General features: G+C 72.3%; 25 protein-coding genes. 10 read left to right on the top strand and 15 right to left on the bottom strand.

What is annotated here, in order from left to right; all coding sequences use genetic code 11:
* On the top strand, nucleotides 1–570 hold the full coding sequence (locus tag WBK31_RS14540; protein ID WP_378789146.1) for a glycoside hydrolase N-terminal domain-containing protein: 570 nt from the start codon (nucleotides 1–3) through the stop codon (nucleotides 568–570).
* Here WBK31_RS14540 and WBK31_RS14535 read toward each other — a convergent pair.
* The gene (locus tag WBK31_RS14535) at nucleotides 539–1,252 is read right to left on the bottom strand and encodes an SDR family NAD(P)-dependent oxidoreductase (protein WP_364050665.1); all 714 of its coding nucleotides are present in this window, start codon (nucleotides 1,250–1,252) and stop codon (nucleotides 539–541) included. The two genes, WBK31_RS14540 and WBK31_RS14535, sit on opposite strands and share 32 nt — an antisense overlap.
* A gap of 109 nt (nucleotides 1,253–1,361) precedes the next feature.
* Between WBK31_RS14535 and WBK31_RS14530 the strand changes: the two genes are divergently transcribed.
* The gene (locus WBK31_RS14530) at nucleotides 1,362–1,955 is read left to right on the top strand and encodes a TetR family transcriptional regulator (protein ID WP_364050662.1); all 594 of its coding nucleotides are present in this window, start codon (nucleotides 1,362–1,364) and stop codon (nucleotides 1,953–1,955) included.
* Between the two features lie 98 nt (nucleotides 1,956–2,053).
* On the opposite strand, the gene WBK31_RS14525 is transcribed toward WBK31_RS14530, so the two are convergent.
* Complete coding sequence (locus tag WBK31_RS14525) at nucleotides 2,054–2,917, bottom strand: MBL fold metallo-hydrolase (RefSeq protein WP_364050659.1); 864 nt, start codon at nucleotides 2,915–2,917, stop codon at nucleotides 2,054–2,056.
* Between the two features lie 160 nt (nucleotides 2,918–3,077).
* Here WBK31_RS14525 and WBK31_RS14520 point away from each other — a divergent pair, with 160 nt between their 5' ends.
* From WBK31_RS14520 to WBK31_RS14510, 3 genes are all read left to right on the top strand, one after another.
* On the top strand, nucleotides 3,078–3,515 hold the full coding sequence (locus WBK31_RS14520) for a MarR family winged helix-turn-helix transcriptional regulator (protein WP_406675023.1): 438 nt from the start codon (nucleotides 3,078–3,080) through the stop codon (nucleotides 3,513–3,515).
* A 125-nt stretch (nucleotides 3,516–3,640) separates the two neighbouring features.
* On the top strand, nucleotides 3,641–4,006 hold the full coding sequence (locus tag WBK31_RS14515) for a hypothetical protein (RefSeq protein ID WP_406675022.1): 366 nt from the start codon (nucleotides 3,641–3,643) through the stop codon (nucleotides 4,004–4,006).
* Nucleotides 4,007–4,018: 12 nt separating this feature from the next.
* On the top strand, nucleotides 4,019–4,486 hold the full coding sequence (locus WBK31_RS14510; protein WP_378789152.1) for a hemerythrin domain-containing protein: 468 nt from the start codon (nucleotides 4,019–4,021) through the stop codon (nucleotides 4,484–4,486).
* A 10-nt stretch (nucleotides 4,487–4,496) separates the two neighbouring features.
* Here the strand turns inward: WBK31_RS14510 and WBK31_RS14505 are convergent, their stop codons facing one another.
* The 8 genes from WBK31_RS14505 to WBK31_RS14470 form a co-directional block, all read right to left on the bottom strand.
* Nucleotides 4,497–6,035 (bottom strand): PucR family transcriptional regulator, encoded by a 1,539-nt coding sequence (locus tag WBK31_RS14505; RefSeq protein WP_406675021.1) that lies wholly within the window; start codon nucleotides 6,033–6,035, stop codon nucleotides 4,497–4,499.
* Nucleotides 6,032–7,105 carry a DUF917 domain-containing protein gene (locus tag WBK31_RS14500; protein ID WP_364050649.1) on the bottom strand — a complete coding sequence of 358 codons (1,074 nt, stop codon included), beginning with the start codon at nucleotides 7,103–7,105 and terminating at the stop codon, nucleotides 6,032–6,034. The genes WBK31_RS14505 and WBK31_RS14500 overlap by 4 nt, the downstream gene beginning before the upstream one ends.
* Nucleotides 7,106–7,191: 86 nt before the next feature.
* A complete protein-coding gene (locus WBK31_RS14495) occupies nucleotides 7,192–8,307 on the bottom strand; it encodes a DUF917 domain-containing protein (protein ID WP_406675020.1) in 1,116 nt (371 codons plus the stop codon).
* Nucleotides 8,304–9,377 carry a DUF917 domain-containing protein gene (locus tag WBK31_RS14490; protein WP_364050645.1) on the bottom strand — a complete coding sequence of 358 codons (1,074 nt, stop codon included), beginning with the start codon at nucleotides 9,375–9,377 and terminating at the stop codon, nucleotides 8,304–8,306. Before WBK31_RS14490 ends, WBK31_RS14495 begins: the two co-directional genes overlap by 4 nt.
* 7 nt (nucleotides 9,378–9,384) lie before the next feature.
* Nucleotides 9,385–10,944, bottom strand: coding sequence for a hydantoinase/oxoprolinase family protein (locus WBK31_RS14485; RefSeq protein WP_364057370.1), 1,560 nt, complete (start codon nucleotides 10,942–10,944; stop codon nucleotides 9,385–9,387).
* Nucleotides 10,945–11,037: 93 nt separating this feature from the next.
* On the bottom strand, nucleotides 11,038–12,366 hold the full coding sequence (locus WBK31_RS14480; protein WP_364050643.1) for a cytosine permease: 1,329 nt from the start codon (nucleotides 12,364–12,366) through the stop codon (nucleotides 11,038–11,040).
* Between the two features lie 124 nt (nucleotides 12,367–12,490).
* A complete protein-coding gene (locus tag WBK31_RS14475; protein WP_406675019.1) occupies nucleotides 12,491–13,150 on the bottom strand; it encodes an aminotransferase class III-fold pyridoxal phosphate-dependent enzyme in 660 nt (219 codons plus the stop codon).
* 25 nt (nucleotides 13,151–13,175) lie between these two features.
* Complete coding sequence (locus tag WBK31_RS14470; RefSeq protein WP_364050640.1) at nucleotides 13,176–13,508, bottom strand: cupin domain-containing protein; 333 nt, start codon at nucleotides 13,506–13,508, stop codon at nucleotides 13,176–13,178.
* Nucleotides 13,509–13,562: 54 nt separating this feature from the next.
* Here WBK31_RS14470 and WBK31_RS14465 point away from each other — a divergent pair, with 54 nt between their 5' ends.
* Nucleotides 13,563–14,564: a helix-turn-helix domain-containing protein gene (locus tag WBK31_RS14465; protein ID WP_364050637.1), complete on the top strand. Its 1,002-nt coding sequence runs from the start codon at nucleotides 13,563–13,565 to the stop codon at nucleotides 14,562–14,564.
* A gap of 104 nt (nucleotides 14,565–14,668) precedes the next feature.
* Here WBK31_RS14465 and WBK31_RS14460 read toward each other — a convergent pair whose 3' ends face one another.
* Nucleotides 14,669–15,466: an alpha/beta hydrolase gene (locus WBK31_RS14460; protein ID WP_406675018.1), complete on the bottom strand. Its 798-nt coding sequence runs from the start codon at nucleotides 15,464–15,466 to the stop codon at nucleotides 14,669–14,671.
* Nucleotides 15,467–15,655: 189 nt separating this feature from the next.
* On the bottom strand, nucleotides 15,656–16,174 hold the full coding sequence (locus WBK31_RS14455; RefSeq protein WP_378790291.1) for a hypothetical protein: 519 nt from the start codon (nucleotides 16,172–16,174) through the stop codon (nucleotides 15,656–15,658).
* Between WBK31_RS14455 and WBK31_RS14450 the strand changes: the two genes are divergently transcribed.
* Nucleotides 16,144–16,695 carry a PucR family transcriptional regulator gene (locus WBK31_RS14450; protein WP_406675495.1) on the top strand — a complete coding sequence of 184 codons (552 nt, stop codon included), beginning with the start codon at nucleotides 16,144–16,146 and terminating at the stop codon, nucleotides 16,693–16,695. The genes WBK31_RS14455 and WBK31_RS14450 overlap by 31 nt on opposite strands.
* 231 nt (nucleotides 16,696–16,926) lie before the next feature.
* Here WBK31_RS14450 and WBK31_RS14445 read toward each other — a convergent pair whose 3' ends face one another.
* Together WBK31_RS14445 and WBK31_RS14440 are read right to left on the bottom strand one after the other, a co-directional pair.
* Entirely contained in the window at nucleotides 16,927–17,187 is a 261-nt protein-coding gene (locus WBK31_RS14445; RefSeq protein WP_378789034.1) for a hypothetical protein, read from the bottom strand.
* A 169-nt stretch (nucleotides 17,188–17,356) separates the two neighbouring features.
* On the bottom strand, nucleotides 17,357–18,283 hold the full coding sequence (locus WBK31_RS14440) for a tyrosine-type recombinase/integrase (protein ID WP_406675017.1): 927 nt from the start codon (nucleotides 18,281–18,283) through the stop codon (nucleotides 17,357–17,359).
* Between the two features lie 46 nt (nucleotides 18,284–18,329).
* On the opposite strand from WBK31_RS14440, the gene WBK31_RS14435 reads away from it, so the two are divergent.
* Both WBK31_RS14435 and WBK31_RS14430 read left to right on the top strand, forming a co-directional pair.
* Entirely contained in the window at nucleotides 18,330–19,544 is a 1,215-nt protein-coding gene (locus WBK31_RS14435; protein WP_406675016.1) for an STAS domain-containing protein, read from the top strand.
* A gap of 100 nt (nucleotides 19,545–19,644) precedes the next feature.
* A complete protein-coding gene (locus WBK31_RS14430; protein WP_406675015.1) occupies nucleotides 19,645–20,571 on the top strand; it encodes an acyl-CoA desaturase in 927 nt (308 codons plus the stop codon).
* A 49-nt stretch (nucleotides 20,572–20,620) separates the two neighbouring features.
* Here WBK31_RS14430 and WBK31_RS14425 read toward each other — a convergent pair whose 3' ends face one another.
* On the bottom strand, nucleotides 20,621–20,929 hold the full coding sequence (locus WBK31_RS14425; protein ID WP_406675014.1) for a hypothetical protein: 309 nt from the start codon (nucleotides 20,927–20,929) through the stop codon (nucleotides 20,621–20,623).
* A 238-nt stretch (nucleotides 20,930–21,167) separates the two neighbouring features.
* Here WBK31_RS14425 and WBK31_RS14420 point away from each other — a divergent pair, with 238 nt between their 5' ends.
* Nucleotides 21,168–21,944 carry a PP2C family protein-serine/threonine phosphatase gene (locus WBK31_RS14420; protein ID WP_406675013.1) on the top strand — a complete coding sequence of 259 codons (777 nt, stop codon included), beginning with the start codon at nucleotides 21,168–21,170 and terminating at the stop codon, nucleotides 21,942–21,944.

The raw sequence follows: 21,944 nt of genomic DNA, 5'->3' as shown, positions 1-21,944 counted from the left end.
GTGTCCTTCACCCTCCGCCACACCTCGCCCCGCGACGACAAGACCGTCACCGCGCACAACGGCAGGCTCACCATCCGCGGCCGCCTGGCCGACAACGGCCTGCGCTTCGAAGCCCAGCTCCAGGTCATCACCCAAGGCGGCCGGCGTACCGACGAAGGCCAGAGCGTCCGCGTCGAGGGCGCCGACAGCGCCGTCCTGCTGCTGTCGGCCGGCACCGACTACGCCGACACCTACCCCACCTACCGCCGCGACGACCCCACGACCGCGTCACCGCGGCCGTCGACGCCGCCGCCCGCACCGGCCACAGCTACACACTGCGCAACGAGGCGGCCGCCACGCCACCGGCCGCACCGGGCCCGACGGCATCGCCGGCCGCGCCACCCGGCCGCTGCGCTTCGGCGCCGACCAGAACGGCGATCAGCGCCCGACCGGCGGCCTGGACCGGCCCGCCATCATCGCCCGCGCCCTGACCGCCGAGGAGGTGAAAACCAGGCGCGACCTCGTCTTCTGACGCCGAAGACGCCTGGGGCGAGCCTCGTCAGTTCTGCTGGCCGATCGGCCGGATCGTGATCGTGTTGAGGTCCACCCCGGCCGGCTGGTCGAGCGCGTAGCAGATCGCCTCGGCGATCGCACCCGGCTGCAGCGACACCGGCGGCGCGCCCGCGTCCCACCAGAACGGCGTGTCGATGACGCCCGGATTGACCAGCGTCACACCGACCCCGCGGCCGGTGGCGAGCATGCGCAGGTTCTCCGCCAGCCCGGTCACCGCCCACTTCGTCGCCGAGTACAGGTTGCCGGGGCTGTTCTTCACCCCGACCACGCTGCCGACGAACACCAGCCGCCCGCCGGTCGCCTCCAGATGCGCGAGCGTCGCCCTGGCCAGCAGCGCCGGGCCGAGCACGTTGGTCAGCACCATCGACGGCCACAGCTCAGGATCGCCGTCGGCCAGCGTCGTGCCCGCGGTCTGCACATGGTCGCGGGAGGTGAACCCGGCGTTGGCCACCGCCGCATGCAGCGCCCCGAACCGCTCCACGGTCTGCGCCACCGCCCGCTGGGTGTCCTGCCAATCGGCGGCGTCGGCGATCACACCGAGCAGCCGGTCCGGATGCCCGGCCTCCTCCACGAACGCCTTCAGCCGCGCCTCGTTGCGGCCGGTGACGGCCACCTGGTGGCCGCGCTCCAGCAGCAGCCGCGCGGCCTCGGCGCCGACGCCGCTGGTGGCGCCGGTGATCAGTACGGTCTTCACGGTCATGGTCCTGCCCCTGAGAGGATGAAATTCCAACACTCGTGTTGGCGACAGGCCGACCATAACCCCGCCCCGCCACCAAATGCAACACGCGTGTTGGAATATGATGACCGCCATGGCATGGGACGTCGAAGGCACCAAAAAGCGCATCTACCAAGCGGCACTCACCGAATTCGCCGCCCACGGCCCCGACGGCACCACCATCGACCGCATCGCCAAACGCGCCAAAGTCAACCGCGAACGCGTCTACAACTACTACGGCGACAAAACCGCCCTCTTCTCCACCGTCATCCGCACCGAAGTCGACGCCCTCGCCGCCGCCGTCCCCCTCCACATCACCGGCCCCGACGACATCGGCGACTTCGCCGGCCGCGCCTTCGACTACCAGCGCACCCACCCCGACCTCGCCCGCCTCGTCCTCTGGGAAGGACTCACCGGCAAGGACGCCGTCCCCGACGAACTCACCCGCACCGACCTCTACAAGGCCAAAGCCGCCACCATCGCCGCCGCCCAGCAGGCCGGCCATATCGACGACACCCTCGACCCCGCCCACCTGATGTTCCTCATCATCTCCCTGTCCAGCTACTGGTCGGCCGCACCCCAGATCGCCCGCATGCTCACCGGCCACCACGACGGCGACACAGACGAAGCCGCCCGCCGCCGCGCCGCCGTCGTCCACGCCGCCCGCCGCCTCGCCACCCGCCCCTGACGGCCGGCCAACCGCGCCTTAGCCTCCCGTGCACCGCGTCCACGCCACCGACGAGAAACCCGACGATCACGCTGCGATCACCGGACCCCCTCACCCGATCACGCGTCCAACGGCCGCCACACAGAACCCGCACCGTCCCGGACGACCCGACCGAAGACCACATCGGCGAAATGCACCCCGAAGCCGATCGTGTCCGGCCGCTCAAGCTCGGCGATCAGCCGGCGACGATGCTCAGCCGACCGCACCCGATCATGGTCGTACACGCAAGACCACTCAGGATGATCGGCCTGCACCGGCGAATGCATGGCATCCCCGAACGCGATCAGCCGCCTCCCACCACCGCTGATGACATACTCCGCATGCCCGGCCGTGTGACCACCGGTGACCCGCACCCGCACACCCGGGAAAACCTCCTCCCCATCGGCCACCGTCCGCACCCGCACCCCCTCAAGCACCCCCTGCGCGGACAGATCAGACCCCGCCCACTCCGGCTCCGCCACCAGATACTCCGCCCGCGCGAACACCGGCCCCACACCACCCTGACCCCAGGCCCAGCCGAAATGATCAACATGCAGGTGCGTGAACGCCACCGCCTCGATCTCCTCCGGCCCACGCCCCAGCGCCCGCAAACCGTCCAGCAACGCACCACCACGCACGGCACCATTCGGCCGCCCCGGCACGGCCGGCAACGACACCGGCCCCCACCCCGCATCGATCAGCAACGCCCGGCCACCGCTCTCCACCAGCAGACCGCCGATGCTCGCCACCAGATACCCCGAACCGTCCACATACTCGGGATGAGCGGCCCAGAACTCCTCCGTCGAGTCCGGCAGCCACGCACGCGGCACCCCCTGAATCACCCCATCAGGAACGAACGACACCCGCGTCTCACCCAGCCACAACGACCGGGCCTCACCCGGCCGCCGCAACCGCTCACCCAGACCAACCGCACCGATCGCCATGCCACACACCCTTCCTCGACAAGGCCGCAGATCCACGCACCGCGCCCCAACGCGGCGACCAGCGCCACCGTAAGCATCCAGCGTGAATCAGTCAAGCTTGAAATATCCTGACTTGAAACAGTGAAGCTAGAAAAATGCTGTCTTGAAGCACGTTGCTAGCATGAACGCCATGACCATCTCCCCAGAACCGCAAGCCACCGCCGAACGCGAGCTCTGCGGCCTGGTCAACGGCCTGGCCCAGCAGATCGCCGACCACGTACGCCGGCGCGCCACCACCCTGGGCCTCACCGCCGCCCAGGCCACCGCCCTCCGGGAGATGACCGGCCCCATGACCATGCGAGAGCTGGCGGAACGCATGAGCTGCGAGCCCTCCAACGCCACCTTCATCGTCGACAAGCTGGAAAAGCAGGGCCTCATCGAACGCCGCCCCCACCCCACCGACCGCCGCGCCAAACACCTCGTCCTGACCCCCGAAGGCAACGCCCTGCGCGAGCGCCTCCTCCAGCTCCTCGTCGAGGACTCACCTCTGGCCGCCCTCACCCCCGAGCAGCAACGCACCCTCCACCACCTGCTCGAACAGGCCATCACCCGCCGATAGGCCCGCCCGGCCTTGGTTGTTCGTCGGGGCGTGCGGGCGAAGCCCGCTTCGAAAAAGGGGGAAGAGTAGAGCCTCAGAACCCGGCGCCTTTACGTTGTAGATCAATAAGTGGCAACTGCTCGCGTTTGACCAGTCCGGAGTTCATCGCGCTGCGCGACCGGACGCTGCGCGAGGTCCGGCTGCGGCCCGACCCGATGGACCTCGCCCTCCACTACGCCGACGACCTCGCCGACGAGGACCTCCGCGCCGTGATCGGCGACCGGCTGGACGCGCTCAAGGCCCGGCTGACGGCCTGGCGGCACCGGCGCACGCAGGCCGAGCCGTACCTGCGCGGGCTGGAGCCGATGACGTTCGACCACACCACGGCGCGGCTGAAGGCGGAGATCGCCTGGCACGAGAGCCTGCTGGAGCAGCTACCGAAGCCGCGCGCCACCGGCGATGACCCAGCGAAAGGACCACACGTGAGCCACTCCCCCACCCGACCGTCCTGAAAGGGCCGGACCATGCTGCGCACGCGCCTCTTCGCCTGGCATCGCGAGCTCCAAGACGTCCACCACCGCCTGGAGAAGACCCTGGAGGACGCCCGTAAGGCCATTCGCCGCGGTGAGCGCGCCCAGGCGCTCAAGCCCGAGCTGCGGATCTTCTGCTACACGTTCTGCTCCGCGCTGGGCAGCCACCACCGCAGCGAGGACGACCACTTCTTCCCCGCCCTGCTCCGGCAGGCACCCGAGCTGGCGCCCGCGATCGCCCGCCTGCGCCGCGAGCACGAGGTCCTCGCGCGCCTGCTGGCCGGCTTCCAGCACGCGCTCGACGGTCCGCGCACCTCACCGCGGCGGCTCTTCCAGCAGATCAACGAGGTCAAGGCCACGATGAAGGCCCACTTCGGCTTCGAGGAAGGCTCGCTCACCCGGGCGCTGCACGCCTTCGACGCCCCGGAGAGGGACGCCCGGCGCATGTTCGGCGACGCCTGACAGGCCGGGCTCACGACCCCTGGAAGCCCTCCTGCGGCCGGCTGACCGTGCGGCAGGCCAGGTGCAACGCCAGGCGCTCGTCACGGTGGCGCAGGTCGACGCCCAGCAGCCGCTCCACCCGCTGGATGCGCGCGGCCACCGTGTTGCGATGCACCCCCAGCACCGCCGCCGTCTCCGCGATCGACGACTCGGCGTCCAGGTAGGCCGACAGCGTGCGGATGAGGTCGCCCGGCTGGTCCTGCAACGGCGCGAGCAGCGCGCGGGCGGCGGGTTCGAAGGTGTCGGTACGCGCCCACTCCAGCAGCAGCTGCGCCATCCCGAGCTGGTCCACCTGCAGAAAGAAGCCCGCCTCCGGCCGGGTGGCGGCCAGCCGGGCGGCGTCGGCGGCCTCGGCCACCGTGCTGATCAGGCCGCTGGTGCCCGGATGCGGGCGGCCCACCCCCATGTGCGCGCCGACCGAGCCGTGCAGCGCCCGGTTCGCCGTACGCAGGGTGTCGGCCAGCGCCCGCACCCGGGCGGCGGTGGGCTCCTGCGCGAACGTCGTCCACCCCGTCCAGCCGTCGCCGTGCTCCACGACCACCGCGTCCACGCCCTCGCTGCGCAGCACCCGCACGACCTGCGCCGTCCAGGCGACGGTGTCGAGCGCGGGCGGCGCGCCGATGCGCAGGCCCACGTGCCAGCCGGTCAGCTGCCAGCCCGCATCGGCGGCCCGCCTGCGCAGCTGCGCCGACGGCTCGCCGTCCAGCCTGAGCAGGTCGCCGAGCAGCGCCGTACGCGAGCGCGCGTCCCGTTCCAGCTCAAGCCGGTGGCTGAGCAGCCAGCGCTGCACCGCCGTGGCCGCCACCGACAGCGCCACCGGCACCGCGTCGGCCCGCCCCGCCGCCGTCCCCCGCAGCTCCACCACCAGCCAGAACGACGGCCCCGGCGCTCCCGGCAGCAGCGCCGGATGCGCCAGCAGCACCCCGTCGTCCAGCGGAACGCGCTGCCGCACCACCTCCCGCACCCGCACCGCGCCGGGCTCGCGCACCTCCCCCGCCAGCGGCTGCCCGCGCTCGTCCAGCAGCGCCGCGGGCGCCTCCAGCAGCTCCCCCAGGCGGGCGACGACGTCCTCGGGCGCGAGCGTGCGCTCGTCGAAGGCCCGGTGGGCGGCCAGCACCAGCCTGGCCCGGTCGGTCTCCGGCTCGGCCAGGAAGAGCCGCGCCGCCACCAGCAGATCCAGCACGTCGGCCGACGCACCCAGCAGCGGCAGCCCGAGCCGGTCGGCCAGCCGCAGCGTCCCGTACGCCACCTCCCGCGCGGCCAGCAGCACCGCCGCGCCGCCGGCGTCCACCACGCGGCGCAGCAGCGCGTCCAGCCGCCAGTCCCCTGCCTCGACCGGCCCGGTCACCATGACCACCTCCCCAGCCCCGCCGGAGCCGGGAGGGTAGGCGGCGGGGTCGGAGAGCGGCCGCACGGCCGACACCGGCTCGTCCAGCCCGGCCGCCCCGGCGAGCACGCGCACCGCGCCGCTCCACTCCGGCAGCGCCAGCAGCCTGCGCACGGTGGTCATCGCCCGCCTCCCAGCAGCACGGGGTCGCAGTCGATCCCGTACGCCCGCGGCGCGACCAGCTCGATCCGCCCCGGATCCGTCCAGAACGCCGCGATCGGCACCTGCAGCACGATCACCTCCATGCCCGCCCGCACCGCATCGCCGGAGATCGGCGTCACCGTGCGCCGGTCGAGCACCGCCAGCACATCGGGTGTCGAGGCGACCAGGCGGCCGTCGCGCAGCGCGAGCAGGTACTCGTTCTCCATCTCCAGCCGCAGCAGCGCGCCCGTGGCGTGGTCGGCCACCGTGACGCCGCCGCGCGAGAACCCCGCCCTGCCGTGCCGGCGAGGCCCTGGCCTGCGGGCCACCTCGATCACCCGCCCGAGCGCGAGCACCCGCCCGCCGGTCGCCTCCGCCAGCGGGCCGGGGCCGGGCGACTCGCCGAGCTCCAGCATCCGGCGGCCCAGCCGCAGCGCCGCCGACACCGACCCCGCGACGCTGCAGCAGGCCAGCTCGTGCACCGGCAGCGGGGCCAGTGCCAGCGCCGCCCAGCCGCCCGCGCTCGGCAGGAACGCCCGCACCGTGCGCTCCAGATCGGCGGGGAAGCCGGTGGCCTGTACCAGCACCTGCCCGCCCGGCTCGGCCAGCGCGGCCGGGGTGACCGGCCGGCCGCAGGCGTTCAGCGAGAGCTGGTCGAGCCTGGGCACGCCGCGCCCGGTCAGGTCGGCGTCCACCACCGGCAGGCCCAGGTCCCAGGCCAGCGGCAGCAGGCCGTTCAGCCCGCCGATCTCCAAGGAGGCGACGGCGGCCGCGCGGGTGCCGGTCCAGCGTTCGATGGCGGCCACGGCGGCGGCGAACTCCTGCCCGCCCGGCAGCTTCTCATTGAACACCGGCGTCGCGCCGACGACGCCCACCGGCACGACGTACGCCTGCGGCGGCACCTCATCGAGGGCGTGCACGACGACGTTCGCACCCGCGGCCAGGCGCCGGCGCAGCAGCAGCCCGGCGATGCGGGTGTCCCCGCCGCCGCCGGAGCCGAGCACGGCCACGCCCCGCTCCAGCGCCGGCACGTCCGGCAGCTCGATGCGCATCTTCCCAGCTTGCCGCACCGGCCCCGCCCGCCGCGCCACCGCCCAGGCGGCCACGGCCGCCGCGGAGCCCGCCGTGCCGGCCGCGATCAGCCGACGGCGGCCGGCGCCGGGTTGCGCTCCTCCACCGGGGTGAACGGGTGCGGCAGCCCGAACGCGGCCGGCCCGAACACCGCCAGCGCCTCCGGCGTGCGCATCAGCTCCGGCGTGGAGATGCCGACGACCGTCACGCGCTGCCCGTAGCGCAGGTTCTCCGTGGTGATCGGCTCGGCCAGCTCCGACTCCAGCACGCACACCAGGTCCGGCACCACGCACCGGACCTCGCCGTCCACCACCGCCACCAGGTGCTCGTTCTGGAACGTCAGCTCCAGCTCATGCCGCCCGTCGAACGACACCGCCTTCGCCCGGCCGCGCGCGAAGCCCGCCTCGGTGCGCCGCTCCACGTCCGACACCTTGCCGCGGAACAGCACCCGCAGATGCCCGTACAGGGTGCCGCGCAGCGCCTCGGCCAGCGCGGCCACCGGGTCCGCGCCCACCTCACGCGCCCGCCTGATCGCGCGGCCGATGGACAGGGCCAGCGAGAGCGTGCGCGGCACCGCGGTCCGCTTGACCTCGGCCCCGGTCATCGCGTACTCGGCGATGTGCGCCACGCCGCCCAACCTGACGGTCACCCCGCGCGCCAGCCACTCCATGCGCCGGTTGTCGGAACCGGTGTCGATGATCGTGGTCTCGCCCCGCTCCCCCGCCACCGCCATCGGCGAGCCCGGCAAGCCGTACACGCCGAAGGTCTCCATCTGCAGCTCGGGGAAGGCCCGGCCCATGCCGTCGGCGTCCACCACGGGCAGCCCGGTCACCGCCGCCACCACCAGCGGGATCATCGAGTTGATACCGCCGCACTCGATCGGCATGGTGGCGCCGGCCGTGCGGCCGAGATGGCGTTCCAGGGCGCGCAGCGCGGCGACCGGCTCGGTGCCGCGCGGCAGCTTCTCGTGCACGACGGTCGGCGCGCCCATCTGCGCGGTGGGGATGACGAGCGTGTCGTCGTCCAGCTCGCCGGGATCCAGCACGGTGATGGGGCCGTGCTCGCGGATCGCCTGCCGCACCAGCAAGCGCCCCACGTACGGATCCCCGCCGCCGCCCGTGCCCAGCACCGCCGCGCCGCGCGCCAGGTCGGGCAGGTCGTCCTCGGTCAGCAGCCGGCTCATCGGCCCACCCCCACCGGGTCGACGTCGTAGCCGAAGTAGCGCGGCCCGGCCAAAGCCAGCCCTTCCGCGCTGTGCCAGCGCGGATCGCACGGCGCGAGGATCACGCTGACCCGCTGGCCGAAGCGCAGCGCCTCGGTGGTGATCGCCTCGCCGCTCTCCCGGTCGAGCGTGCAGATCAGGTCCGGTACGGTGCCGCGCACCTCGCCGTCCAGCTCGGCCACCAGATACTCGTTCTGGAAGCGCAGCACCAGTTCGCGGCCCGCGTCGCCGTCCATGCCCGCCAGCCGGGCGGTGCCGCGCGCGAACCCGGTGGTGGTGCGCCGCTCGACGTCGGTCACCTTGCCGGTGAACAGCCGCCTTCCGCCCAGCCGCCGCGTGACCGCCTCTACCGGGTCGGCGTGCTCGGCGCGGGCCTTGCGCGCCAGCGCGCCCAGCTCGGCGCACAGGCTCAGCGTGCCCGGCACCAGCGACTCGCGCGCCTGCGCGCCGGTCATCGCGTACAGGGCGATCATCGTCGAGCAGCCCATGTCGACGGTGGCCGACCGGGCCAGGCGCTCGGCCCAGTGATTGTCCACCGCGTCCAAAACGACCTTGTTGCCCTTCTCGTCGGCGATCGACATGGGGGTGGCGCGGGCGCCGTACAGGGTGGGCAGCACCATCTGCAGCTCGGGGAAGGCGCGGCCCATGCCGTCGGCGTCCACCAGCGGCAGGCCGAGCTGCGCGGCGGCCACCACGGGAATGAGCGAGTTGACGCCGCCGGCCTCGGCGCAGGCGATGTGGGTCACCCTTTGGCCGAGGTAGCCCGACAGCGCCTCGACGGCCATGGATACCTGCTCGGCCGAGGGCAGCTTCTCCACCATCACGGTCGGGGCGCCCATCATCGCCACGTGCAGCACCGCCGCGTCGTCCGGCAGCTCCTCCAGGGGGCACAGCTCGACCGGGCCGTGCGCGACCACGGCCGCGGAGGCCAGCAGCCGGCCGATGTGCGGGTCGCCGCCGCCCCCGGTGCCGAGCACGGCGGCGCCGGCGGCGAGGTCGTCGAGGTCGGCGGTGGTGATCGTGCGCGTCATCGCCGCCTCACCGTCCCTTCGCGTCGGTCAGCTGCAGCTCGCCGACGGCCTTGGCTCTGATGCGGGTGGCGTTGCCCGGCAGGTACGGGATCGGCACCTCGTCGAAGTCCACGATCCGCACGCTGGACGGCGAGGCCCCGGCCGCGACCGCCCGGTCCACCGCCTCCTGCTTGGCGGCGTCCACCACCGCGTCGCGGCGGCCGGGCTCCACGGCGTAGACGCGGTCCACCTCGCCGCCGATCTGCGCGATGGCCGCGCCGATGGCGTTGGCGACCGCGTAGTGCTCCGGCCGGTGCACCTCGCCGGAGCCGGCCAGCTCATCGGGCAGCAGCATCGAGCCGCCGCCGACCGCGACCACCGGCAGCGGCTCGGCGGAGGTGCGCATGCGCTCCACCGCGTCGGCCACATCCGAGGCGATGCGCCGCAGCGCGGCCTCGGCCAGCTCCCTGTCCAGATGGGCCACCCGGGCCACATCGCCGATCTCGGCGCGGCCCGCGGCCACCGCGATGTCGGTGGCGGTCAGCGTGTCACCGCCGAACACCAGCGCCCGCGAGGTCAGCTCGTAGCCGACGCTGTCGGGGCCGACCGTGACCGGCCCGTCGTGGCGGACCAGGCTGCCGCCGCCGATGCCGATCGACAGCACGTCCGGCATGCGGAAGTTCGTCCTGATACCCGCCACGGTCACGTCGGTGGTGGCCTCACGCGGGAAGCCGTGCCGCAGCACCCCCACATCGCTGGTGGTGCCACCCACGTCGACCACCGCGCAGGTGTCGAGCCCCGACAGCACGGCCGCGCCGCGCATCGAGTTCGTCGGCCCCGAGGCGAACGTCGCCACCGGATAGCGGCGGGCGAAATCGACGTCCATGAGCGTGCCGTCGTTCTGGCTGAGGTAGAGCGGCGCGGTGATGCCCTCGCCGGTGATCGAGGCGGCCAGGCCGTCCACGATGTGCGCGGCCAGCTCGCGCAGCGCGGCGTTGATGATGGTGGCGTTCTCCCGCTCCAGCAGCCCCACCCGGCCGATCTCGTGCGACAGCGAGATCGCCACGCCCGGCAGCCGCTCAGCGATGATCTCCGCCGCGCGCGCCTCGAACTCGGCGTTGACCGGCGAGAACACCGACGTGATCGCGACGCTGCGCACCCCGGCCTGGCCCATGTCGTCGGCGGCCTTGCGCACCTCGGCCTCGTCCAGCTCGGCGATGTGCCGGCCGTCGAACTCGTGCCCGCCGTGCACCAGGTAACTACGCCCGGAGACGGCGTCGATGAGCCGCTGCGGCCAGTCCACCATCGGCGGCAGCGACGCCCCCGCCGGCAGGCTGAGCCGCAGCGCCGCGGTGGGCGCCAGGCGGCGGGCCTCGACCAGCGCGTTGATGAAGTGCGTGGTGCCGATCATCACGGCTTGCACGTCCGCCGGGTCGAACGCCCGCTGCTCCTGCAGCCCCCGCAGGGCGCTGACGATGCCGGAGGTGACGTCGGCGGTGGTGCCGGTCTTGACGGCGGCCAGCACCTGCCTGCCGTCCAGCAGGACGGCGTCGGTGTTGGTACCGCCCACGTCGATGCCGATGCGCACGAGTTCCCCCACTCCCCTATCAGGTGTCTTTGCTTGATTACGGGCTTGATTACGGGCTTGATCTCGGGGGCTTGATTCCGGGCCGCCCGCCTGTCAGGCGTTCGCCGGCTGGGGCACCGCGTCGGCCGTGCGGTGCGCCCCCACTCCCCGCACCCAGCCCAGCTTCCCGGCCACGACGTACAGCACGAACGCGAGCACCAGCGAGTTGATGCTGCCGAGCCCGACCTCCACGAACCGCCCCACCAGCGCCGAGACCAGCCAGATCGCCAGCGTCGCCGGCACCCAGTCGGGCGCCTGCTCGGGCACCGTGCCGCGCGCCTTGGCCTCCTCCAGATCGCCCCGCCAGCGCCGCACCACGAAGTACTCGGCCACCATGATCCCCGCGATCGGCGGGAAGACCACGCCGAGCAGCGTCAGGAAGTCCACGAACCGGTCGAGGATGCCGGCCGCGGCCAGCACGCTGCCCAGCAGGCCGATGACGGCGGTCGCCGCGCCCCGGTGCACCTTCTTGCCCAGCACGGTGCCGACGAAGTTCACTAGGCCAAGCCCGGAGGAGTACAGGTTCCAATCGTTGATCTTGATGGTGCCGGCGACGATGACCAGGATGCCGACCCAGCCCACCGACGAGGTGACGATGGTGGTGATCTCGCTGCTGCCCACCGCGTGCGCCAGCAGCACACCCGCCATGCCGATCACGTACTCGCCGAGCGTGACGCCCACCAGCGTCTGCTTGACCACGTCGGCCACGCCCCGGTTGAACCGGGTCATGTCCGGGGTGACGATCGCCCCGACGATGAAACCGCCCGCCACCAGCGTGGTGCCCTCCAGCAGGCTCAGCTGCGGCCCCGGCGGCGCCGAGGCCACCAGCGCGCCCACGTCGTGCCGCGACAGCTCGCTGATGATCGACCAGCCGACCAGGATGAGGAACGCCGGCACCGTCACGTACGCGGTCCAGGCCATCGACCCGAACCCCCACAGCACGATCGCTGTCACCACCAGCCCGAACACCAGCGACCACCCCCACTCGGGCAGCACGCCCACCAGGCTCGCCAGGCCCTGCGCCGAGACCGCCGACTGGATGCCGAACCAGCCGATGAGGCTGATCCCGATCGCCAGGCCGATCACCGCTGACCCGGCCCTGCCGAACCCCGTCCAGCGGGCCAGCATCGACGTCGACAACCCCTCGCGCACGCCGATCACGCCCACGAACACCGCGACCACCTCGAGGATGACCGCGCCCAGCGTCAGCGCAAGGAACGCCTGCCAGAACCCCATCCCGAACCCGAGCGTGGCGCCCAGCAGGAACTGGCTGAGCGCCGAGATCTGGCCGAACCGCTGCACGGCCACCGACCACCAGGAGTAGCGGGCGCCGCTGGGCACCCTGGACAGCGCGTAATCGTCGACACCGACGGCCGAGGCCATGCCGACCTCCCTTACCGAGCGAAACCAGTGGTTGGACGCTTACGGTAGAAAGCGGCGGCCACCGTGTCAGTGTGGACACTCCACAGCCGGAAGGCCGCGACTGTGCACTGTGCACGGTCGCCGGTTACGCCCGGCTCACAGCGTACGCGCGGCTCCGGTGAGCGCCTCGTCCAGGATGGCCGCGCAGCGGCCGGCCCAGCCGCCGGGCCCGCTCCTCCAGCCGGTCGCGCTCCACCACCCGCAGCACGGTGGTGCCGACGGCGGCCGGCAGCGGGTCGCTGACGTGCGTGGTGGGGAAGAGGAACCCCCGCTCGTGGGCGCGCCGCTCGATCTCGGCGCCGGTCACCACTGGCGGCGCCAGTCCAGCTCGCCCGAGGCGTCGGTGATCGCCGGAATGAACCGGTCGGGCACCGGCAGCGCGAGGTTGCCCGGCGCGGCGGGCCCGTAGCCCTTGCGGCCGGCGCTGCAGGTGGCGTTCGCGGCGGCCTGCGTCATGCCGTGCCAGGAACGCCCGAACGACACGATCTCGTGGCGGCCGGTGACGAGCTTGGCCCGCCGGCTCCACCACCGGTGGGCTGAGCATCCCGCTGTGCAGGTGGTCCAGCAGGACGATCTGCTCGCCCACGGTGGCGACGATCTCGGGGTGGCAGTGGCCGAGGATCGCGCTCATCTGCCCGGAGATGAAGTCGAGCAGCTCGCGGCCGCTCTCGGTGAACACCGACGTGCCGCTCGCGCGGACGATCAGCTCGGGCGAGAACGCGGCGTGGCCCGTACGCGCAGGCATCGACCAGCGCCGGCCCCAAGACGGCTCAGCCCTCCGGATAGAACAGGAACAACGTGCACCCCGTCGCCGACTGCGGCACATGCGACGACCCCGCCGGCGCATGGATGAACGTCCCCGCCGGATAGTCGCGCTCGCCGTCGTTGAACACCCCGGAGACCACAAAGACCTCCTCCGGCCCAGGATCGTGCACGTCGATCCCCTCCCAGCAGGATCCGGGATCCATCTCCAGCACGTACGCACCGGCCCCGCCCTCACCCCGCCACAACGGGCGCAACCGGATACCGGGAAACACCTCACGCACCGGGGCGTCCGCAACGGAAGACCACACGTACCCTGACATGTTCTGCTGCGTCGTCATGCACACCACCCTGACAGCCCGCACCCACCCCGGCCGAGTGTCAGAAAAGACATCATGCGCTACTTTTCCGACATGCAGCGCGTCACCGCACTCGTCCGCCCCGGACAATCCACCTTCGAACTCGCCTGCGCCGCCCACATCTTCGGCATCCACCGCCCCGAACTCCCACCCGCCTACACCTTCGGCGTCTGCACCGAACACCCCGGCCCCATCCCCACCCGCGCCGGCTACGACATCCTCGTCACCGACGGACTCGACGCACTCGATCACGCCGACACGGTGATCATCCCCGGCTGGCTGCCACCCGCCGACCCGCCCTCCCCCGCCGTCACCGACGCCCTCCGCCGCGCCCACGAACGCGGCGCCCGCCTCGTCAGCATCTGCTCCGGCGCCTTCGCCCTCGCCCACGCCGGCCTCCTCGACGGCCGCGAAGCCACCACCCACTGGGCACTCACCGGCGAACTCGCCACCCGCTTCCCCAAAGTCCGCGTCGACCCCGACGTCCTCTACGTCGACCACGGCGACCTCGCCACCAGCGCAGGCGCAGGAGCCGGCATCGACCTGTGCATCCACCTCGTACGCCGCGACCAGGGCGCACGCTACGCCGCCCACATCGCCCGCGCCATGGTCATGCCGCCCCACCGCGAAGGCGGCCAGCTCCAATACACCGCACCACCCCGCCCCGCCCAGATCGACGGCACCCTCGCCCCGCTCCTCGACTGGACCGCCGACCGCCTCGCCGAATCCGTCACCGTCGAGACCATGGCCGCCCACGCCGGCGTCTCCTCACGCACCCTCACCCGCCGCTTCCTCGACCAGCTCGGCACCACCCCAGGACAATGGCTCCTCGCCCAGCGCATCGCCGCCGCCCAAGACCTCCTGGAGACCACCGACCTGCCGCTCGACGCCATCGCCCGCCGCACCGGCCTGTCCTCCGCCACCAACCTCCGCCGCCGCTTCCGCACCGCACTCGGCACCACACCCGGCGCCTACCGCCGCGCCTTCCGCGGCCGGAAAACGAAGGAGCCGGCCCGCAACGGACCGGCTCCTTCCTGAGGACCCGCACGGACGTGCCCCCGGCAACCCACGACAAGGACTCCAAGGCGTGCCACCGCAAGCCCCGGACCGGCCCTTCGAGGGCGCGCCCGCCCAGCCCTCCGTCAGGGAGCCAGCGCCCGCCGCAGCACCGCGCCGATCTCGGCGATCTGCCGCTGCGACACCTCCGCCGACAACAGCGCCTGCGAACCGTGGAACGTCCCCGCCCACTGATGCAGCTCCACCGGCACCCCCGCCTGCAGCATCCGCAGACCGTACTCGATCGCCTCGTCCCTGTTCGGGTCGAACTCCGCCGTCGCGATGTACGCAGCCGGCAGACCCGACAGGTCATCGGCACGGCTCGGCGCCGCATACGGAGTGGCCGGCCGCCCGCCCAGGTAGTGACCCCAGATCTGCGTCACCTTGTCCCGGGTCATCCACGGCGTGTCGGTGAAGTTCACCGCCGACCACGTCTGCTGCCGATCGTCCAGCCCCGGCTGGTTCAGCAGCTGGAACCGGATCGGCGGCCCCTGCTCGTCACGCGCCCGCAGCGACACCGCCGCCGCCAGACCCGCACCCGCGCTGTGACCGCCCACCGCCAGCCGCTGCGGATCGAACCCCAGCTCCGACGCCTGCTCGTGAGCCCACCGCAGCACCGCCCACACATCCTCAAGCGCCGCCGGATACCGATGCTCCGGCGCCAGCCGGTACCCCACCGAGATCACCACCGCGCCCGACGCCTGCACCAGCCGGCCCGCCCACGGGTGCTCCGTCTCCAGATCACCCATGACGAATCCGCCGCCGTGCAGCCACACGATCGCGCCCTGCGCATCACGCGGACGGTAGACACGCACCGGCACGTCCGGATCCGCCGGCACCGTACGATCCTCCACCTCCACGCCCGCCAGATCCGGCGCGGGCACCGAGGTGGCCAGCTTGGCGAAGTTCTCCCGCTGCGCGATCGGATCACTCAGATCCGCACGGGGAACAACGCGAGAAATGGTTCGAGTTCGGGATCCATGCCCCCATCCTCGCCACCCGGCCCCACCCGATCATCCGCCAACCGTCGCACATCCATCCCGCCACACGCACCGATCGGCGCGCATACGCTGTCAAGCGTGGAGGCACTCGCCGTACGACTGTCGCAACTCGATTCCCAAGCAGGCGGCGCCATCCGCGTCGTCATGTTCTACGACACGCTGATGCGCCGCCGTGTCGACCTGCCCGCCCTCGCCCGCGCCTCGGCCAGCCTCGCTGAATGCGTCGCCGGCATCCGGCTCCACGGCACCGGCCAGCCCATCCGCTACGCCCCCGACGGCCACCCCGCGAACGGCACACTCCACCCGCCGTCCACCAGCAGCCCCATCCTCCTCGACGACGAAGAGATCGGCACCGTCTGGCTCGAACGCCCCGACACCCCACGCACCCTCGACGACCTCCTCCTCGACCGCCTCGCCATCGCCGCCGCGGCCGTCGTCGAACGCTACGGCCCCGCCCGCACCACCATGGCCGACCCCGCCCTCGTCGAACTCGCCATCAGCGCCGACAGCGACGAAGCCGCCAGAGCCCGCGCCCTGCGCCTGCTCGGCTTTCCCCCGACCTGCGCCTCCATGTCGCCGCCGTACACTCACCACTCCCCCTCGACCAGGTCGGCACCTCCATCTGCCCCGCACGCCCGGTCAAAGCCGCACCCCTGGCCGGCGTCGGCGCCATCCTCGCCACCACCCTCGACCCCGCCCGCTTCCCGCCGGGCGTACGCGCCGGACTCAGCACCGCCCCCGGCCCCGGCCGCGCCTGGCGCGAAGCCCGCACCGCACTCCGCTTCACCACCCCACGCCAGCCCATCGTCCGCTACGACGACCTCGGCGTCGTCGCACTCCTCGCCGACGTACCGGAAGACGCCATCCGCGACAACGCCGACGTCACCGCCATCGCCGCACTCGCCGAAACCCCCGACGACCTCGAAACCCTCGACGCCTACTGCACCACCGGCTCACTCCGCCGCGCCGCCGACCTCCTCCACCTCCACCACAGCAGCGTCGCCCGCCGCATCGACCAGCTCGGCAAGACCCTCGGCGTCGACCTCACCCAGCCCGCCGGACTCACCCGCGCCCGCCTCGCACTCAACGCCTGGCGCCTCCTCCACGCCTGACGCTCGCACGGGGCGGGCCTTCCGCTGGAGCGGGTTGAGCGCACCCGACCTCGCCTGATGACCGGATCGCCGGCGAACGCTGGCGGCTGCGCACCGAGCCGGCCCGCACCAGCCGCCGGTTGTCTGCGAGAGGGGCAGACCAAGTACGAGAGAAAGGGGCAGTGACGCCTATGACCTGTGACGTTGCCCGTTCGATTTCGGCGTACGCGGTTTGACCGGGAGGCCCCGCTGCTACAGGTACTGGCCCGCCTCGGCGCTGTCTGTCTTCGACACACGCGCCGACACCACGTTGGCGAGGTTGATGACTATGCCGTTCACGTCGGCTTCGCGATCATATCTTGCTCGCATCAACACCAGGCTGCGCCGCTCGTCCACAGCACGAGCGATCGCCGTCACCGCCTCCGGCTCTCCGTCGAAGTCCCCGCTGATCACGGAGACGTCTTCGCCGCTCATCAGGTGGAATCGAATGATCAGTGCGACATTCTCAGGCACGGCCGGCTCCTTTCGACAGCATCCGCAAGGGGCCCCTGCCCAGGGTCGAACGGTGTAGGCAGTTGCCCTCCGCATTCGCCTACCGTGGCGCGGACGCGGTGCCCTCCAGCCGGGCTGGGATACGGAGTGACAATCGCGGCACCCGGTCCGAACCGGTTTGTTGCCCTGGTCAGTGGTCGGTGATGAGGGCGTCCAGGGCGGCTTCCTTGTCGGCTTCGGTGGGCAGGGCGTAGCGGCGGGTGGTGTCCAGCGAGCCGTGACCGAGGAGTTCGGCGACCAGGATGGGGTCTTTGCCGTCGCGGATGAGCTGGGTGGCGAAGGTGTGGCGCAGGACGTGCGGGCTGAAGGGTTCGGTGGGGTCGTCACCCAGGCCGACGGCGTCGCCGAGGCCGGTGATGATGTCACGGGCGGCGCGGTCGCTCAGGCGGCCGCCGCGGTGGTTGAGGAACAGCGCGGCGTGGGTGTCGGCCCCCTTCCAATCGGCGCGGGCCTGCAGCCAGTCGGTCAGGGCCTGGCGCAGGTCGGGGTGGACGGGCAGCAGGCGGATCTTGCCGCCGTCTCGGCCCTTGCCGCGGATGCGTAGCTCGCCCTTGCGGGCTGAGAGGCGTACGTCGGCCAGGTCGAGGCCGACGACTTCGGAGATGCGCAGGCCGGCGTAGTAGGGCAGCAGGGCGATGGCCTTGTCGCGCGCAGATGCGGTGAGCTGGACGTGGCGGACGTAGCGGCGGGTGCGCCGGGTGTTCAGGGCGCGGGGTGCGGTGCGGCGGGTGTCGCGTTCGCGGCGGGCCTGGGGCTTGCCGAGGCCGCGGCGGGCGTAGAAGTCGTCGATGGCCGACAGGTAGGTGTCGATGGTGTTGGGAGCGCGGCGGCCGTTCTTCAGATGCCGGCGAAAGTCGCGCACCGCGCCGGTGGCGGCGATGGGGTCGGCGAGCGGGTCGCCGTCCAGCGCGCCGGCGTCGGCCTGGTCAGCCAGCCAGGCCAGATAGCCGCGCAGCCGGGAGGCGTACTTGGTCCTGGTGGAGCCGGCCAGCGGGGCGTGCGCGAGCGCGGCGGTGTAGCCGGCCAGGACGGCGGCGTGGGGGGCGGAGAGTGGCACGGCCCGCGACCGGCGCGTGTTTCCGGAAGCTGCTCCGGCCGGTTGCGTGATCTCTGAGGGCGTGTTTCCGGAAGTCACCCACCCAGTTTACTTCCGGAATTGCCGAATTCCGGAAGTCATGGCGTACAATGAAGGTACCGAGGTCTTTTCGAGCGTTGGCATTCAGGTCTGCGTCGCCCCCGGCGAACCACCACCGGCCTCTTCGGGGGCCTGGACAGGTCAGGCGACCATGACGCCGACACTTCTTTCTCCACCCGCACCGCTCAGCTCCGCCTCGCCCGCGATCCCCCGGGTCGATTCCGCGCTACGGCTCAGCCTCAACCCGGTGCCGAACCGGCTGGCTGTGGTGGACGGGGCCTGGTGGCCCTGCTCCCGTGACGCGGCCGCCGAGCTGCCCGGCCTCATCGCCGCTGTGGACCGGCTGCTGGATCGGGCCACGCTCCGCATCGGCCTGCACGGCGATGTGTGGCAGAACGTCCCGCGCCGCATCCCCGCGCGTGGGCGTCAGGTCCGCATCGGCTGGTTCCGCCACACCGACCCGCGCGTGATCACTCTCAGCTTCGCCACCGGCGAGCCAGTCGTCCTGCTGATCATCCCGTCGGGCACCGCCGCCGGCGCCGCCGAGGCCACGCTCAAGCTCACCGCCCAGGACATCGCCGGCATGAGCATCGACGCCATCCTCACCCTCGCGCATCTGCCCGCCCGCCCGGTCCCGCGTGCCACGGCCGACGGCTCGGCCCGCTGGGAGGACGAGGGCGGGTCGGTCATCGGGCAGGCAGCGCAGCCATCCATCGGACGGCCTGGCAACGCCGGAATGACCCCGTGCCGCCTGCCGGCCGGATCGAGCGGTCCAGGCACCGCCCGAACTGGCGGCGGGCCGATCTCCGGCCGGCAGGCATCTCATCACCTTTCAGCTTCTCCCGTGAGGAGACATTCCATGACCGTCATCGACACCGCCCCGCTCGCCGGGGCCAGCGCCTCGGCGCCGACCCTCGTGCATCTATCAGGGGACATCGACCTCTTCACCACAGCCCGCCTGCGCCGCCGGCTGATCAACGCCCTCGACCACAGCACCGACCTGCTCATCGTGGATCTGTCCCAGGTCACCTTCTGCGGGGCAGGCGGGCTGGGCGTGCTCGTCGGCGTGCAAGGCCGTGCCCGGACACGAGGCATCACGCTGGCCCTGACCGGCGTTCCCCCGCGCGTGGCCCGGCTGCTGCGCATCACCGGGCTGGACCGCCGCTTCCCGGTCATGGCATGACCGGCATGCCGACCGCCACCCGCACCGCCGCCGAGGCGGGCTATGACGGCCATGCGCCGTTCCCCGGCCCGCTGCGCCCGCGCGGGCCGGCATCGTCGCGGTGACGCTGACCGCGGCGATCGTCATCGCGCCGTTCCTCGCGCTGGGCGCCGGCATCTGGCTGGCATGGGGAAACGGAATCACCCTCACCGACCTGCTGCTGGCCGCCGTCTTCTACATGGTGACCGGGCTGGGCGTGACGGTCGGCTTCCACCGGCTGCTGACCCACCGCTCCTTCACCGCCCGCCCGTGGCTGCGCGTCATCCTGGCCGTGGCCGGGTCGATGAGCTTTCAGGGCAACCTCATCGACTGGGTGGCCGTCCACCGCCGCCACCACGCCTTCACCGACCAACCGGGCGACCCGCACTCCCCCTACCGCTACGGCACCGGCCTCGGCGGGCAACTGCGCGGCCTGGCCCACGCCCACCTAGGCTGGCTGTTCTCCGCCGAACCCACCTCGGCCACACGGTATGCCCCCGACCTGCTCCGCAACGATCCGGCCATGCTGCGCATCTCGCGCGCCTTCCCCGCCTGGTGCGCCATCTCCCTGCTGCTGCCGTTCGCTGCGGGCTGGGCCATCAGCGGCAGCCTGTACGGCGCCCTGACCGCGTTCATCTGGGCCGGCCTGGTCCGCATCGCCCTGCTGCAGCACGTCACCTGGAGCGTCAACTCCCTGTGCCACATGATCGGCCAGCGGCCGCACACCACCCGCCGCCACGACCGCTCCACCGACCTGTGGCCACTGGCCCTGCTCTCCTTCGGCGAAAGCTGGCACAACGGCCACCACAGCCAGCCCGGCTGCGCCCGGCACGGCCGCGGCCCCCGCCAGATCGACCCCTCCGCCGCGCTCATCCGCCTGTTCGAACGCCTGGGCTGGGCCACCCACGTGCACTGGCAGCCCGCCGACGGCCTCGGCCACCCACGCATGGTGGCCGGCAAGCACACACTGCGCACCAGCACCCGCCCCAGCACGCCCGGGAGACGTTAGCCCTGGTCAGCACGCTTGATAGGAGCTCGTTCCGCATGGAGGAGACGATCTAATGTGAGGGGAGGGGCTCCAGGGGGAAGGCGTCAAGGTGACGGGCGATGGTGAGCGGATGCTGGGCGGCCTGCTGGACGCCACTCAGCTGTCGGCGATGGAGGATCTGCCGGGCCTGGTCGCCGCGTACGGACGGCTGGCCGGCTTCTCTCAGACGATGATCTACGTAGCTGACCTGCAGCAGCAGCTGCTGCTGCCCTTGGCCGGGCAGCGCGACGTGTACGGCGAACGGCTCGAGGCGATCCGGATCGACGCCACCATGGCCGGGCGCGCCTTCCGCGACGTGGAGATCGTCGAGGCCCGGCACGTGCTGGATCCCGCCGCTCCCGAGAGCGTCCCTGCCTCGCCGGCCGGCGAGGGGCCGCAGCGGCTATGGGTGCCGTTGCTGAGCGGCACCGAACGGGTCGGCGTCCTGGGAGTGAGCGTGCAGCGGGGATCTGAGGCCGCGGCGTTGCTGGCCTGGCCTGGCCTCGCTCGTCTCGCTGCTGCTGATCAGCAAGCGCCCCTACAGCGATTCCTACGCCCGTCTGGTCCGCGCCCGGCCGATGACGCTGTCGGCCGAGGTGTTGTGGAACCTGCTGCCGCCTGGGGCCTTCGCCGACGACAGGGTGGTGGTCAGCGCCGCGCTGGAGCCGGCCTACGAGGTGGGCGGAGATGCCTACGACTACGCGATCGACGGCGACACCCTGCATGTGTCGATCTTCGACGCGATGGGGCACGACACCGCGGCCGGGCTCACCGCCACCATCGCCATCGGGTCCGCTCGCACCAGCCGCCGCCAGGGCACGAACCTGCCCGCGACGAGCGAGGCCATCGACGCGGCGATCGCCGAGCAGGTCACCGGCCGCTTCGCCACCGGCGTCCTGGCCGATCTCGATCTGCGGACCGGCCGGCTGGCCTGGGTCAATCGAGGTCACCATCCGCCGTTGGTGATCCGAGGCGGCCGGCAGGTCGCCACCTTGACCAGCGTGCCCGACCCCCCGATGGGTCTCGGCCTGGACCTGTCCACCGGCCTGCTGCACTACCAGCTCGAACCCGCAGACCGGCTGCTGTTCTACACCGACGGCATCATCGAGGCCCAGAGCCCGGACGGGGAGCCGTTCGGGCTGGAGCGCTTCATCGACTTCATCATCCGCCGCGAGGCCGACGGCATGTCGGCCCCGGAAACCCTGCGCCGCCTGATCCAGGCCATCCTGGCGCACCAGCGCGGCCGGCTGCAGGACGACGCCACCGTACTGACGGCCGAATGGCGCACCCAGCGGCAACAGCCGCTCATCCTGGAACGCTCCAGGCCGACCGCGCCGCACGAGGCAACACAATGA

The organism is Nonomuraea sp. N2-4H, assembly GCF_045291505.1.
Lineage (GTDB): Bacteria > Actinomycetota > Actinomycetes > Streptosporangiales > Streptosporangiaceae > Nonomuraea > Nonomuraea fastidiosa.
The sequence above is the reverse complement of the archived record's forward strand: the minus strand, read 5'-3'. Positions and strand labels throughout refer to the sequence as shown.